The 13,370-nt window shown below is 62.0% G+C and carries 10 protein-coding genes and 1 pseudogene; 8 read left to right on the forward strand and 3 right to left on the reverse strand.

Annotated elements, in window-relative coordinates:
- Positions 1-32: 32 nt before the first annotated feature.
- Positions 33-1,172, reverse strand: coding sequence for a TRAP transporter substrate-binding protein (locus tag J2R78_RS20780; RefSeq protein ID WP_092080289.1), 1,140 nt, complete (start codon positions 1,170-1,172; stop codon positions 33-35).
- Positions 1,173-1,303: 131 nt separating this feature from the next.
- On the opposite strand from J2R78_RS20780, the pseudogene J2R78_RS20785 reads away from it, so the two are divergent.
- Positions 1,304-1,561: pseudogene (locus tag J2R78_RS20785) on the forward strand (transposase); the annotation flags it as partial.
- Between the two features lie 153 nt (positions 1,562-1,714).
- Here J2R78_RS20785 and J2R78_RS45005 read toward each other — a convergent pair.
- On the reverse strand, positions 1,715-2,566 hold the full coding sequence (locus J2R78_RS45005; RefSeq protein ID WP_309145008.1) for a hypothetical protein: 852 nt from the start codon (positions 2,564-2,566) through the stop codon (positions 1,715-1,717).
- A gap of 485 nt (positions 2,567-3,051) precedes the next feature.
- On the opposite strand from J2R78_RS45005, the gene J2R78_RS20795 reads away from it, so the two are divergent.
- Positions 3,052-5,898: an autotransporter outer membrane beta-barrel domain-containing protein gene (locus J2R78_RS20795; protein WP_253606503.1), complete on the forward strand. Its 2,847-nt coding sequence runs from the start codon at positions 3,052-3,054 to the stop codon at positions 5,896-5,898.
- A gap of 790 nt (positions 5,899-6,688) precedes the next feature.
- Positions 6,689-6,925, forward strand: coding sequence for a hypothetical protein (locus J2R78_RS20800; protein ID WP_125459201.1), 237 nt, complete (start codon positions 6,689-6,691; stop codon positions 6,923-6,925).
- A 138-nt stretch (positions 6,926-7,063) separates the two neighbouring features.
- Here the strand turns inward: J2R78_RS20800 and J2R78_RS20805 are convergent, their stop codons facing one another.
- Positions 7,064-8,851, reverse strand: coding sequence for a hypothetical protein (locus J2R78_RS20805; RefSeq protein WP_253606505.1), 1,788 nt, complete (start codon positions 8,849-8,851; stop codon positions 7,064-7,066).
- 272 nt (positions 8,852-9,123) lie between these two features.
- Here J2R78_RS20805 and J2R78_RS20810 point away from each other — a divergent pair, with 272 nt between their 5' ends.
- From J2R78_RS20810 to J2R78_RS20830, 5 genes are all read left to right on the forward strand, one after another.
- Complete coding sequence (locus tag J2R78_RS20810; protein ID WP_229192917.1) at positions 9,124-9,369, forward strand: hypothetical protein; 246 nt, start codon at positions 9,124-9,126, stop codon at positions 9,367-9,369.
- Positions 9,370-9,400: 31 nt separating this feature from the next.
- Positions 9,401-9,541 carry a hypothetical protein gene (locus J2R78_RS20815; protein ID WP_253606506.1) on the forward strand — a complete coding sequence of 47 codons (141 nt, stop codon included), beginning with the start codon at positions 9,401-9,403 and terminating at the stop codon, positions 9,539-9,541.
- Positions 9,542-9,556: 15 nt separating this feature from the next.
- Positions 9,557-10,531 (forward strand): formylglycine-generating enzyme family protein, encoded by a 975-nt coding sequence (locus J2R78_RS20820; protein ID WP_256558625.1) that lies wholly within the window; start codon positions 9,557-9,559, stop codon positions 10,529-10,531.
- Positions 10,531-12,237, forward strand: coding sequence for an arylsulfatase (locus tag J2R78_RS20825; protein ID WP_253606508.1), 1,707 nt, complete (start codon positions 10,531-10,533; stop codon positions 12,235-12,237). Before J2R78_RS20820 ends, J2R78_RS20825 begins: the two co-directional genes overlap by 1 nt.
- A gap of 73 nt (positions 12,238-12,310) precedes the next feature.
- The gene (locus J2R78_RS20830) at positions 12,311-13,321 is read left to right on the forward strand and encodes an HAD family phosphatase (protein ID WP_253606510.1); all 1,011 of its coding nucleotides are present in this window, start codon (positions 12,311-12,313) and stop codon (positions 13,319-13,321) included.
- Positions 13,322-13,370: the final 49 nt, after the last annotated feature.

Below are 13,370 nucleotides of genomic sequence, written 5' to 3' on the forward strand. Positions count from 1 at the left end.
CGGACGGCGCCCGTGCCGGATTTATTTCGGCATCAGAGTTTCTTGGCCGCGGCGTTGGGCCCGAAATAGTGGTCGTAGGCCATGCGGCGGTTCACCACCGTGTCCTGCTCCCATTGTGTCGCACGCTTGGCGAACGCGATCTGCGACTGCACGATCTCCTTGAACAGCGGGTTCTCGGCCGCCTTCTTCTGCACCACGCCGTCATAGATCTCGAGCTGCTGCTTCAGGATGGTATCGGGGGTCTTGTAGAACTTGACGTTGTCCTTGGTCTGCAGCTCCACATAGTCCTTGGAATAGCGGTCGATCGCCTTCCAGGACATATCTGCCGAGGCTGCGTCCACCGCGTTGGCGATGATCGCCTTCATCTTGTCCGGCAGCGCGTTGTACTTGTCCTTGTTGAAGGTGATCTCGAACTGCTCGGCGTTCTGATGATAGCTCTGCAGCATGCAGACCTTGGAGACGTCGGGGAAGCCGAGCACGCGGTCGGAGGTGGCATTGTTGAACTCCGCCGCGTCCAGAAGACCGCGGTCCATGGCAGCTACGATTTCGCCGCCGGGCAGCGCGTTCACGGCAGCGCCCATCCCCGAATACACATCGATCGAGATGCCGACGGTGCGGAATTTCAGACCCTTGATATCCTCGGGCTTGGTGATCGGCTTCTTGAACCAGCCGAATGGCTGGGTCGGCATCGGACCGTAGGGGAACGAGACGACATTGGCGCCGATCGATTCATAAAGTTTTGCGAGCAACTCCTTGCCGCCGCCATAGCGGTGCCAGGCCAGCAGCATGTTGGCGTCCATCGCAAAGCCCGGTCCCGAGCCCCACAGCGCCAGCGCGGTCTGCTTGCCGTAGTGATAGACCAGCACGCCATGGCCGCCGTCGAGCACGCCCTTGGAGACGGCGTCGAGCAGGCCGAAGGCGGGCACGACAGCGCCTGCCGGCAGCACTTCGATCTTGAGCTCGCCGCCGGTCATGTCGTTGACCTTCTTGGCGTAGTCGAGGGCGTATTCGTGGAAAATGTCCTTTGACGGCCAGGTGCTTTGCCAGCGCATGCTGATCGGCCCCTGGGCGCTGACGACGCTCGGCGCGGCTACCGTCGCGGCGGCCCCCGCAGCAGCGACCTTGAGAAAGCCGCGGCGGCTCGAAGTTCTGCCCCTGTTTGATTTGGTCATGGCTGCCTCCTCCCCCCTGGAATAGCGATCCTTTGCGGATCGGCCTTTTTTATTGGGACAAGTCAAAGTCTTGCGCCGGGGTTTGGCAAGAATGTTCCGAATGATGCGACGCTACGACGCGGACTGCAGTGATGACGCGCCGCAAGACGACCAGACCACGGAAGCGTAGCCGCCTTTCGGAAGAGCAGATCATCGGAATTTTGAAAGAGCATGAGGCCGACGTTTCGGCCCGCCGATCTGCCGCAAGCATGGCGTCAGCGACGCCAGCATCTACAAATGAAGAGCGAAGTTCGGCGGGATGGAGGTGTCGGAGGCCAAGCGGCTGAAGACGCTGGAGGACGAGAACACGGCTGAAGCGGTTGTTGGTCGACGCCATGGTCTGGTCGGCATGTGTGGTCCACCCCGTCCATGCATGGTGTCGTGACGTCGTCGGTGACGCGACCTGCAGCCGCGCCGGTGACGACGCTGCCGCTAGCGACAGGGCAGGAAGCAGGCGGCCCCTGCGGGCCGCCTGGGTAGATTAGCCTGAGAGCAGAAGAGCCCTATTGGCAGGGGTGCTGGAGTCCGTCGGATCCCTTGAAAAAGGTGCCGGGCCTGCAGACGATGCCGTTGTGCGACGCGTACGAGTTCCAGTCGCCGTTCCACGCATAGTAGTCGCCATATGCGGCGGGCCGATCGTAGGTGCCGTATGCGGCGTAGGAATTGCGCCAGCCGCCGAAGGGAGCGGTCGCGATCGCCGCGGCGGTTCCGACGGCAGCGCCGGCCACGCCGGCAGCGGCCCCCACCGGCCCCACGGGTTCGCGATAGGCGGTTCGCCGCTGATAATAGCCCCGCCTGCTGTCGTACGGGCTCCCGGCTCCTCTGTTGAGGCAGTTGGCACTGGCGAATTGAGATGAACAGGCGGCCGGGTTGGAGAAGACCGCTTGCGCCGATGCGGGGCTCGAAACTGCGGACGCCACTATCACGGCCGCGCCAAGAACTCTTAGACTCATCATGGCTTGCTCCCTGGATTTGGTTTGCTTGCGAGCCTTGCGAAGCTTGGCATGACTGAATGCCAGGTCCGCAGGTTCCCGTTTTCTCGCACCTAACCAAATGCAACCTCCGGAAGTGGTTCCTGTGCATCTCGTGCGCGGCATCAAATCGACGTGACTTGCCGATCGATTTGGAATGCCGACTTCAGCAGAGGCGGCATGGGTGCGGCAGGGAGTCGCGGCGAGCAAGGATGCCGCGATCAATGCCAAACGATGGGACGGCAATTCCATTGGTCCGACGACTCCGGACGGAGGCGAGAATGCAAATTGATGAAAGGTTGCATCATCGCGCAACTGCACGACGGTCACACCAAGTTGCGCCGGACGTGCGCGAGAGAGCGCGACGTTTGGCGCGAACTGCATAAGTTGTGTGATGCGAAAGCATCAACTGCCAACAAACGGCAGCGCGCGTTTCGGATCGCCACATTCGAGTTGATCTTCGTCCTGATAGTCGGATGATGATTTGCGACCTTGAATTGTAGCCGCTCCTGCTTTTTGCACCGCGACCAAGCAACCCGTTCTTTTCAATTTGACGTTGTTGAGAACGACAGGTTTGGAAGGCGGCGCAAATGAAGTGCTTTACCGGCTCGACTCTCCTTGGATTTTGCGCGCGCAATCGCATGGAACAGGCGTCGACGCGCGCTGCCCTGCAATCATTGGTCCAATTCTTCGGGAATAAGCCGGGACCATGTGTCGCGACCTGTCTGAGCCGGTTCCGGCTCGCCGCGCTTGCCTTGATGGCGTCGGGCGCGCTGATTGATGCGGCCTCGGCTCAGTCCTGCACGGTCGCACCGGATTCGACTGTCTCAGCAACGAGTGGAAGCTGCTCGATCGACGCGAATACGACGTTGACCGGAACGCCTGCCGTTCACGCAAGTACGAGCGCTCAGATCACGACCAACAACGTCAACATCAACCCATTCAATGGCGGCAGTATCGGCGGTTTGGCGGACGCTGCAGGTACGATCATCTTCAGTTCCGGGGCGAGCATCAACGGCAACTGGAGCACTGCCGCGTCGGCACAAAGCGGCGGCCAGATCATCTTTCAGTCGGGTTCGATCATCAATCCGGCCTTCGGCGGCGGAGGAACTGTGCTGAGCGCTGATGGAACGGGCAGTCAGATCAGCGCGACAGGACTCACCGTCAGTCTCAACGGCGCCGGCAACAACGTCGCTGCGAAGGCGACCAACGCGGCGACGGTCAGTCTGCTCAACAGCTCAATCGCCTATGCGGTCGGCGGTGGCGGCAACACCGGCCTGTGGGCAACGGGCACCGGCAGCCAGATTAGCTCGACGGGTACAACCATTTCGATGCCCGGCGGCGGCGGCAACGACGTTGGCGCGCGCGCGGACACCGGTGGGGCGGTCACGCTGACCGGCGGCACCGTCAACGTTGAGGGGAACGGCGGCGGCGAAACCGGCCTCTTGGCGCAATCGTCCGGAAGCACTGTCACGGCAAACGGCGTTGCGGTCACGGTTTCCGGCGGCGGTGGAGATGTCGGCGCCAAGGCACTCGACGGCGGCGCGATCATCTTGAGGGGAGGCAGCGTCGCCGCGACGGGCAGCGGCGGGGGCGAGATCGGCCTGCAGGCGAGCGGTGCCGGAAGCACGCTCACGGCGAGCGGCGTGACGGTAACGGTTCCGAACAGCAGCGGGGGCCGCGGAGTGCAGGCCGACAATTCGGGCAGCGTCACGCTCGACGGCAGCTCGACGGTCACCACCTCCGGCGCGAGCACCCATGCGGCCGGCGTGACAAGCGGCGGTACGCTGAGCATGACCGGTGGCTCACTGACGGCCAATGGAGCCGATGCCAACGCGCTCAACATAAGTGGCGGTGCTGCGACGCTCTCCGGAGTCACCATGACCAGTCCGAACGGTGCGTCGATCGCCGCCCCGGGCGGCACCAGCAGCGTAGACCTGACCGGCGTGACTGCGGTCGTGAACAACAATCAATGGCTGAACGTCAGCGGCGGCTCCACACTCAACCTTGTCGCGGACAGTTCGACCCTGCAGGGCGTTGCGCTCACCGACTCCGGCAGCACCTCCAGCGTTGCGCTGAGAAACAACTCTCTCTGGACCATGACCGGCAACTCGAACGTCACCAATTTGATCAACGCTTCGAGCATGATCCAGTTCGCGTCCCCTGTCGGCGATCCGACGCAGCTGTCGAGCTACAAGACGCTGACGGCAGTGAACTATGTCGGCCAGGGCGGCACCATCGGGCTCAATACATATCTTGGCACGGACGGTTCGCCGTCGGACAAGCTCGTCATCAACGGCGGCACGGCAGCCGGCAATACGTCTCTGAAGATCGCGAACACGACCGGTGGCGGCGCGCTCACCACCGGCAACGGAATCCTCGTCGTCGACGCGATCAATGGCGCGACGACGACGGCTGGTGCCTTCAGCCTGTCTCACCCGGTCTTGGCCGGCCCTTACCAATATTCGCTGTATCGTTCGAGCGTCGACTCCAGCAACCCGCAAGCCTGGTATCTGCGCGACACCCTCGACTGCGTCGCGCATCCCAATCTGCGTGCCTGCGGCGGTGGCGGTCTTGTCAACTGCACCAATCTGCCCAACGTGCCTAGGTGCGGCGGCGGAGGCGGAGGCGGCGGCGGCGGAGGCGGAGGTGGAGGAGGCGGAGGCGGCGGTGGCGGCGGCGGTGGAGGCGGCGGCGGTGGAGGCGGAGCCGATGGCGGCGGCGGCGATATTCCCGACTATCGCGAGGAGACTTCGCTCTACGCGGCAATTCCGTCGATGACGCTGTTGTACGGACGCAGCCTGCTCGACACGCTGCATGAACGCGTGGGCGAGGAGGAGGACGAACGCTTCCGCGCCAATCCCGAGAACGCCAGGGTCGGATGGGGTCGCGTGCTTGGAGTCAACGGCGTGCACCAGGGCGACAGCTTCGGCGTGTTAGGCGGCGAAGCCGGACCGCACTTCAGCTATGATTTCCTGGCGCTGCAGGCGGGCATGGATGTCTATCGACACGACGGTCCCGACGGTTCGCGCGACCAGGCGGGGGCGTATTTCGCGATCGGCGGCGCGCGCGGGCGGGTCACCCATTTCGATGGCAGCCAGGGTGACAACACCTTCTCGGCCTACACGCTCGGTGGCTACTGGACGCATTTCGGACCGACCGGCTGGTACATCGACTCGATCCTGCAAGGCACGTTCTACGACATCACGAGCAGCGCAAATCGCGGCATTCCGGCGCTCAAGACCGGTGCTCAAGGTGGGGCTGCGTCGGTGGAGGGTGGATATCCCTTCAAGTTCGCCGGCGGCTTCTTCATCGAGCCGCAGGCGCAACTGGTGTATCAGAACATCCACATCAATGACGCCAGCGACATCGCGGCGCAAATCCGCTTTGCGGATGTGGATTCGCTCGCCACCCGGATCGGTGCCCGATTTGGCCGAACCTGGGCGGTCGATGACAGTCCGCGTACGCTGACGGCCTGGATCCGTCCGAGCCTGTGGAACGAATTCCTCGGCAACCCGAAAACGTTGTTCTCGTCGGACACCGGCTTCGTTCCATTCCAGGCCAGCCTCGGCGGCCTGTGGGGCGAAATCAATGCCGGCATCAGCGGACAGGTCACGTCGACCACGTCGCTTTATGCCAACGCTTCCTATCAGAGCCGGTTCGACGGTGGCGGCTTCTCCTACAGCGGGAAAGCCGGACTGCGCGTTAACTGGTAGCGCGCGAGGGCGTGACGCCGACCCAGACGGGGTCGGCGAAACGCACTCGCGCAGGCATAGCGGACGAGGAAATGCCTAACAGACCCTCACGCTTTGCTGAACATACGCGTAACCGTTCCACACGTTTCGCGTCTGATAGCAGGAGTTGTAGGCTGTCGCGGCTCCGATGGCTGCACCGGTCGCCAAACCGGCTGCGGCAGCTCCGGGCCATCCCCAACCGCCTCGATAGTAACCGCCACCGCGGTAATAGCCGCCGCCGGCCCAACGTGCGCGGCCGCCGTGCCAGCCGCCGGCATGCCATCGCGTGCCGCCGCCGTGCCAACCAGGCCGCATTCCTCCGCCGTGGAAGTGAGCCGATCGAGCGCCGGCTCCTCTGGGCCGGGCTTGGGCGTCATAAGGAAGTATCATTGCTGCAGATGCGATGAAGCTGAGAACCAGCAAAGCCTTGGTTGGTCGCATATCCGGACTCCTTGCAAGGGTGTCCCGATCAATCCCGCTGCACGAGCTTCGTTCCGTTGGTTCAACTACGTGTCACGCTGGCACAAACTGCATGTTCAGAACCGAATGCACGTCCAAAGCAGCGCGTCGCGGCTTCGGAGGCAAGCGCAGCGAGCGCCAATGCCGAGCTCGATCCTTTGGACCTCGGCTGCGCAAGGCAGGTACGCAAGGCAGGTACGAACGTGTTCGTACCTTGATGACCTCCCCGCCTGAAACAATGCTGATGCTCACGTGCCGGCGCAGCAGGATTGGCGGGCCGGTACGGCAGCTGGTCCACTACAGGGAGACGACCATGTGGAAGACAGGAGTGCTTGGCGCGCTGGTTTTGCTCGTCGCGGTTCCGGCAAATGCGGCTCCAAAGAATAGTGGCAAGAATGTCGATGCAATTCGTGCTGAATGCTTCAGGCAGGCGAATGAAGCCGCTGCCGCCGGCGGTGCGAACATGACAAGCGGGGCGACTGCCGCCCGAAACTCGGCGGGCTATTCCGCCTATCGGGATTGCGCGCGAAAGAACGGCATTCGCCCGTAAGCATCGCTTTGGTTTCCGCTAACCCATGGAAGGCCGCCTTCGGGCGGTCTATTCCATGCGCAGTGAAAAACGGCGACGGCGGCATGGCCGTCGAAAGCCGAAGATGCCGGCTGAGCGGCGCCAAAACTGCAGGGAAGGTCAGCTTGCGACGAGAGCCTGGGCTTTGCGCAATCCGGCCACGAGAGTGTCGACAACCTGATCCGCCGCTCCGTTGCGGCGCAAGAAGCCGGCCGGATCATCGGCCAACGCTTTGTACCGCGACATTCCTTTCAAGGCCGTTTGGGTCGCATCGCGGCGCCCCAGCTCTGTATTCGCTATCGCAATCAACAGTTGGCTGAATCCGGAATCGCGCAACGATGCCGTCTCGGCCACGTCGAGCATCTGCTTGTATTCACCCTTCAAGTAAAGGTCGACCGCGATGAAATGAAGATACCAGGCTGGCGGATGCAACGTGCGCTCGATCGCGCGCTTGAGCATCGGCACGCCTTCCGAGAAGTTCCCGCGGATGGCGAGACGCCAGCCGAATTGGGCAAGAATGTCGGGATCGTTGGGGTTGAGGTCGATCGCCAGATGGCTGATGCGATCACTATCGGCGTAACGTCCCGTGAAATGGTAGGCCGCAGCCAGGGCCTTCAGCGCCAGGGGACTGTTCGGCTGCAGGGCGATGGCGCGCGACGTTGCCTCAAGGGCCTTGTCATACTCCGTTTGCGGATTGCCGTCGGCTGAATAGCCCAACCGTCCGGCGTCGAGATGCAGCCATCCAAGCATCGCCCATGAATCGCTATACTGCGGATCCCGCTGAACGGTTTGCTGAAGACACTGCATGGCCGGATCGAAGTCGACGCGCCGGAAAGTGCTGCGATAGGCCTGAGCGCGCAGGACGCAGAGATAGCTTTCCATATTCCTCGGTGGATCCGCGCGAATGTCGTTTCTAACCACGCCGTAGGATTGGCCGACGACGGTTGCGATTTCGCTTGCGAGCTCGCGCTGGACATTCATGAGCGACTGAGGATCGAACGGTCGAGCATATGTCCGCATCCATACGATCTCGTCGTTCTCGGCATTGAAGACAGTCGTCGTGACTTGCACTTCTTCGGCGCTCGTTTGAACGCTTCCACGGACGACATAGGAAGCACCGAGAGGACGATTAGGTTGGGGCGCTTCGTCGCCTTTTGCGGAGGACCCGTTCGACGGCGACGTGTAGAGCCGGAATCCTCCGAATCGAAACAGGTTGCTGGTCAGTTCGTGTCCCATGCCGATGGCGAAGAGCCGCGTGTTCTCCCCGGGAGTCAGTGGCGTGAATGGCATCACCAGGACCGCGGGTTCGCGTGGCGTCATTGGGGACGGAGGCGGTCTTGCTGCAAGCCATATCCAAGCCACCACGCCGGCTGCCAGCGCGGCAGCGACGGGCCCATAGCGCCTGATGCCAGGCTTGGTCGTCCAATTCGCACGTGTAGCAGCAGCAGTTGTCGAATCATCGTGCAGTTCAAGAGCAGGTTCGCGAGGGGAAGCGTCGGCAATATGCATTTTGTGCCACTCAAAATGAGGCACATAGGAGCCTTTTGGAATTGTGATGCGTACCGGATCATCCCGGCCCGAATCCACGTAGTAGCTATCGAGGTCGCGGCGCAATCGTCGAGCTTCAAGACGGACGACAGGGTCAGCCTGGGGATCGAAAGAATGGTCGCGCCGAAACACGGCCAAGGCAATTGTGTAGCCTTTCAGGCTTTCAGCGCGACCTGCAAGCGTCTCGTCGACAATGAAACGAAGGAAAGCTTGCCGCCGTTCGCTCGCCTGGAAATGCGGACTCGAGAGGATGCGGTCCAGCTCTTTCGCTACATGCGCCGGCAGCACCGCGGAATCATCACGACGCGGGATATCGGATGAGCCGCTGACGGCATCTTGAGCGAAGGGTACATCAGGCATCAACCGGCAACCCCAATCGTCGCTCGACGGTAGGCCTTCCCAATACATGTTGCAACTCGTAAGCGAAACAAGCAGCCGGCGCTGACGCGACAGCTTTCAATCATCGGAACAACGAGTTCCCGACTGCAGCGACAGCTGGTCGCATCGGCCTTGAAGCCGTCGCGCCTGAGACGACGCGCTCAACGAGCGTCGCGCCGTGTACGAACATGTTCGTACCTTGAAGCCTCGATGAACCAGCGGCAAAGGTCACGTTGGCCACAAGCGAGTTCATCATGGAGGAGTTCCGCGCGATTGTGACCCGCTTTCCGCTGCGCGAACTTGACATTCGGCGCTGCTTCAATCGCGACGCGCAGTTTAGAGCCATTTGCGCAGATTATGACGAAGCTGTGAAAGCGCTTCGTCGTTGGCAACAAGCGGCAAAGCAAGGAGACCGCGAAGGAAGTCGGAAGGCCGCGGATTACGAACGGCTCGTTGCCGAACTGGAAGCCGAGGCTCTGGTTCACCTGAACCGGCCGTGATCCAGGGGCGTTCGCACAACTGGAGCAGTGCGTGAACAATACGATTCTTATCAACCTTTCGATATCAGGCGTGCTTGCCGCGGACATGATGCGTGGTGCGATCGGTCAGACGCAGAACCTGCGCAGCGAGGCCGCCGAACCGACCAAGCACGCAATCGGCCGCAACGAGTAACTGGAGGCAACCTTCTTGAATATTGCCGAGAGACCGGTCGCGAACGTGGACGAAACCGGCGCGTCAGACAGCATCTTCATTCCCGGCGGCACGTTTCGCATGGGATCGGATCGGCATTATCCGGAAGAAGCGCCGTCCCACATGGTGAGCGTCGACGGGTTCTGGATGGACCGCACGCCGGTGACGAACCGGCAATTCAAGCAGTTCGTGCGTGCCGCGGGCCACGTCACCTTCGCCGAGGTCGCTCCGGATCCCAAGGACTATCCGGATGCGCTCCCGCACATGCTCTACGCCGGATCGCTGGTCTTCACGCCGCCGGATCACCCGGTCGATCTTCGTGACTACGGCCAATGGTGGACGCTGCTCAAGGGCGCGAATTGGCGCCATCCCTATGGTCCGAAAAGCAACATCAAGTCGCTGGACGACCATCCCGTGGTGCACGTCACCCATGCTGACGCACTCGCCTATGCGCGATGGGCCGGCAAGGATTTGCCGACGGAAGCAGAGTGGGAGTTTGCCGCACGCGGCGGCCTCGATGGTGCTGAGTATGCCTGGGGCGATGAATTCGTGCCGGGCGGCGTGCATCAAGCCAATACGTGGCAAGGTCACTTTCCGTTCGAGAACCGGTGCGAGGACGGCCATGCGCGCACTTCGCCCGTGATGACCTATCCGCCGAACGGCTATGGCGTGTTCGACATGATCGGGAATGTCTGGGAGTGGACCAGCGACTGGTGGGCTCCAAAACACCGCGCCGATGCAAAGAAGGCCTGCTGCATTCCCCAGAACCCGCGGGGCGGCTGCGAGCATGACAGCCACGATCCGTCGCTGCCGCTCAGCAGGATACCGCGAAAGGTGATCAAGGGCGGCTCGCATCTCTGCGCGCCGAACTATTGCCGGCGCTATCGACCGGCGGCGCGCCATGCCGAGCCGATCGATACGTCGACCAGCCATCTCGGATTTCGCTGCATTACACGTTCAGGGAGAAAGTGATGACTGAGAAGACAACGACAGAGACCTTCAGCCGCCGCAACCTGCTCGCGGCCTCTAGTTCGCTCGCCACCATCGCCGCCTTCTCGGCAATGGCGCCCATCCAGACAGCCCAGGCGCAAGCGACCACGCAACCCTCTAGCGCCGCCGGCGGCGCAAAGCCGAACATCATCCTGATCCTGTCGGATGATTTTGGTTATGGTGACTCCGGGCCCTATGGCGGCGGCGAAAATCGCGGCATGCCAACGCCGAACATCGATCGCCTCGCGAATGAAGGACTGCAATTCATGTCCTTCTACGCGCAGCCGAGCTGCACGCCTGGACGTGCCGCGGTGCAAACCGGCCGGATTCCAAATCGCAGCGGCATGACGACCGTCGCGTTCCAGGGCCAGGGCGGCGGCATGCCGGCGGCGGAATGGACGCTTGCCTCGGTTTTGAAGACCGGCGGTTACAAAACGTTCTTCACGGGCAAATGGCACCTTGGCGAGGCCGACTATGCGTTGCCGAGCGCGCAAGGCTACGACGAGATGAAGTATGCCGGCCTTTATCATCTCAACGCGTACACCTACGCCGATCCGACCTGGTTTCCCGACATGGACCCCGAATTGAGGGCGATGTTCGAGAAGGTCACCAAAGGCGCACTTTCCGGAAATGCCGGGCAGCCGGCGAAGGAAGATTTCAAGATCAACGGCCAGTACGTCAACACGCCGGACAAGGGCGTCGTCGGCATTCCCTTCTTCGACGACTACGTCGAGAAGGCCTCGCTCGAGTATCTGGACCGCAACAAGTCATCGGGCCCGTTCTTCATGAGCATCAACTTCATGAAGGTGCACCAGCCCAACATGCCGGCGCCCGAATTCCAGGGCAAGTCGATGTCCAAGAGCAAGTACGCCGATTCCGTGGTCGAGAACGACACGCGTATCGGCCGCATCATGGACAAGGTGCGGTCCCTCGGCCTCGACAAGAACACATATGTGTTCTGGACGACCGACAACGGCGCCTGGCAGGACGTCTATCCGGACGCCGGCTACACACCGTTCCGCGGCACCAAGGGCACGGTTCGCGAGGGCGGCAACCGCGTCCCGTCGCTTGCGTGGGGCCCAGGCATCAAGGCCGGTTCGAAGAATTCGGACATCGTCGGCGGCCTCGATTACATGGCGACGTTCGCGAAGCTTGCCGGCGTGAAGCTGCCGGAGAACGATCGCGAGGGTAAGCCCATCATCTTCGACAGCATCGACATGTCGCCGATCCTGTTCGGAACCGGCAAGTCCGAGCGCAAGAACTGGTTCTATTTCACGGAATCCGAGCTCTCGCCTGGCGCAGCCCGTGTCGGCAATTACAAGGCGGTGTTCAATCTGCGCGGCGACAACGGCGCAAAGACCGGCGGTCTGGCGGTCGACAGCAACCTCGGCTGGAAGGGACCGGAGTCCTACGTGGCGACCGTTCCGCAGGTCTTCGATCTCTGGCAGGACCCGCAGGAGCGCTACGACATCTTCATGAACAACTACACCGAGCACACCTGGTCCTTGGTTTCCATCAATGCCGCGATCAAGGATCTGATGCAGACCTATGTGAAGTATCCCCCTCGCAAGATACAGAGCGAGACCTACGCGGGACCGATCACAATCCAACAGTATGAGCGCTTCGCGTTCTTCAGGGATCAACTCGCCAAGGACGGCTTCCAGATCGGCTTGCCCACAGGCAACTAGACACGCGAACAGAGCGGCCCCGGAACGCGGGGCCGTTCTGACTTGCTTCATGTGAGAACAGGAAAGGGGACTCATGACGGGGAATCCGGTCGGTCGTCGTTCGGTCCTTGCAGGTCTTCTGATATCGGCTGCGACAGCGACCTCTGGCGGTCATGCGCTTGCGCAGGAAGATCCTCTTCCTTCCTGGAATGACGGCCGGGCGAAGCAGTCGATCCTTGACTTCGTCGCGGCGGTGACGCGGGAAGGCACGCCGGATTTCGTGCCGGCGCCGGAGCGCATCGCGACATTCGACAATGACGGCACGCTGTGGTGCGAGCAGCCGATGTATGTGCAGCTTGCGTTTGCGCTCGACCGGGTGAAGGCGCTGGCGGGCCAGCATCCGGAATGGAAGCGGAAGCAGCCGTTCAGGGCGGTTCTCGACAACGACATCGCTGCGCTGGCCAAGGCCGGCGAGAAGGGCCTGGTCGAACTGGTCATGGCGACCCATGCCGGCATGACAACGGCCGAGTTCGCGCAGATCGCCGGCGACTGGATCAAGTCGGCGCGTCACCCGAAGTTCAACCGGCCTTATACCGATCTCGTCTACCAGCCGATGCTGGAACTGCTCGCCTGTCTGCGGGCCAATGGCTTCAAGACCTTCATTGTCTCGGGCGGCGGCATCGAGTTCATGCGGCCATGGAGCGAGCGGGTCTATGGCATCCCGCCGGAGCAGGTCGTCGGATCGAGCATCAAGACGAAGTTCGAGATCGACAAGGGGAAGCCGACACTGATCCGGCTGCCGGCGATCGATCTCGTCGACGACGGACCCGGCAAGCCGGTCGGCATCAACTCGCATATCGGCCGCCGGCCGATCGCGGCCTTCGGCAATTCGGACGGCGACTTCCAGATGCTGCAATGGGCGACGCAATCATCGGGGAAACGCTTCGGCCTGATCGTGCATCACACCGATGCCGAACGAGAATATGCATACGATCGGAAGTCCTCATTCGGCAAACTCGACAAGGCGCTCGACGCGGCGAACTCCAATGGCTGGATCGTTGTCAGCATGAAGGACGACTGGAAACGCATGTTCCGCTTTGAATAGAGGCCGAACGATTGCGTAGGCATCGCTGACGCCCGGCGCCGCGGAGCAC

It is taken from the genome of Bradyrhizobium sp. USDA 4538, from assembly GCF_024171045.1.
GTDB classification, from domain to species: domain Bacteria; phylum Pseudomonadota; class Alphaproteobacteria; order Rhizobiales; family Xanthobacteraceae; genus Bradyrhizobium; species Bradyrhizobium australafricanum.

What these genes read in the sequence shown, in the direction of transcription:
- J2R78_RS20780 (WP_092080289.1), bottom strand. Translation starts at nt 1,172, where the DNA reads ATGACCAAATCAAACAGGGGCAGAACTTCGAGCCGCCGCGGCTTTCTC.
- J2R78_RS45005 (WP_309145008.1), bottom strand. Translation starts at nt 2,566, where the DNA reads ATGCAGTTCGCGCCAAACGTCGCGCTCTCTCGCGCACGTCCGGCGCAA.
- J2R78_RS20800 (WP_125459201.1), top strand. Translation starts at nt 6,689, where the DNA reads ATGTGGAAGACAGGAGTGCTTGGCGCGCTGGTTTTGCTCGTCGCGGTT.
- J2R78_RS20805 (WP_253606505.1), bottom strand. Translation starts at nt 8,851, where the DNA reads ATGCCTGATGTACCCTTCGCTCAAGATGCCGTCAGCGGCTCATCCGAT.
- J2R78_RS20810 (WP_229192917.1), top strand. Translation starts at nt 9,124, where the DNA reads ATGGAGGAGTTCCGCGCGATTGTGACCCGCTTTCCGCTGCGCGAACTT.
- J2R78_RS20825 (WP_253606508.1), top strand. Translation starts at nt 10,531, where the DNA reads ATGACTGAGAAGACAACGACAGAGACCTTCAGCCGCCGCAACCTGCTC.
- J2R78_RS20830 (WP_253606510.1), top strand. Translation starts at nt 12,311, where the DNA reads ATGACGGGGAATCCGGTCGGTCGTCGTTCGGTCCTTGCAGGTCTTCTG.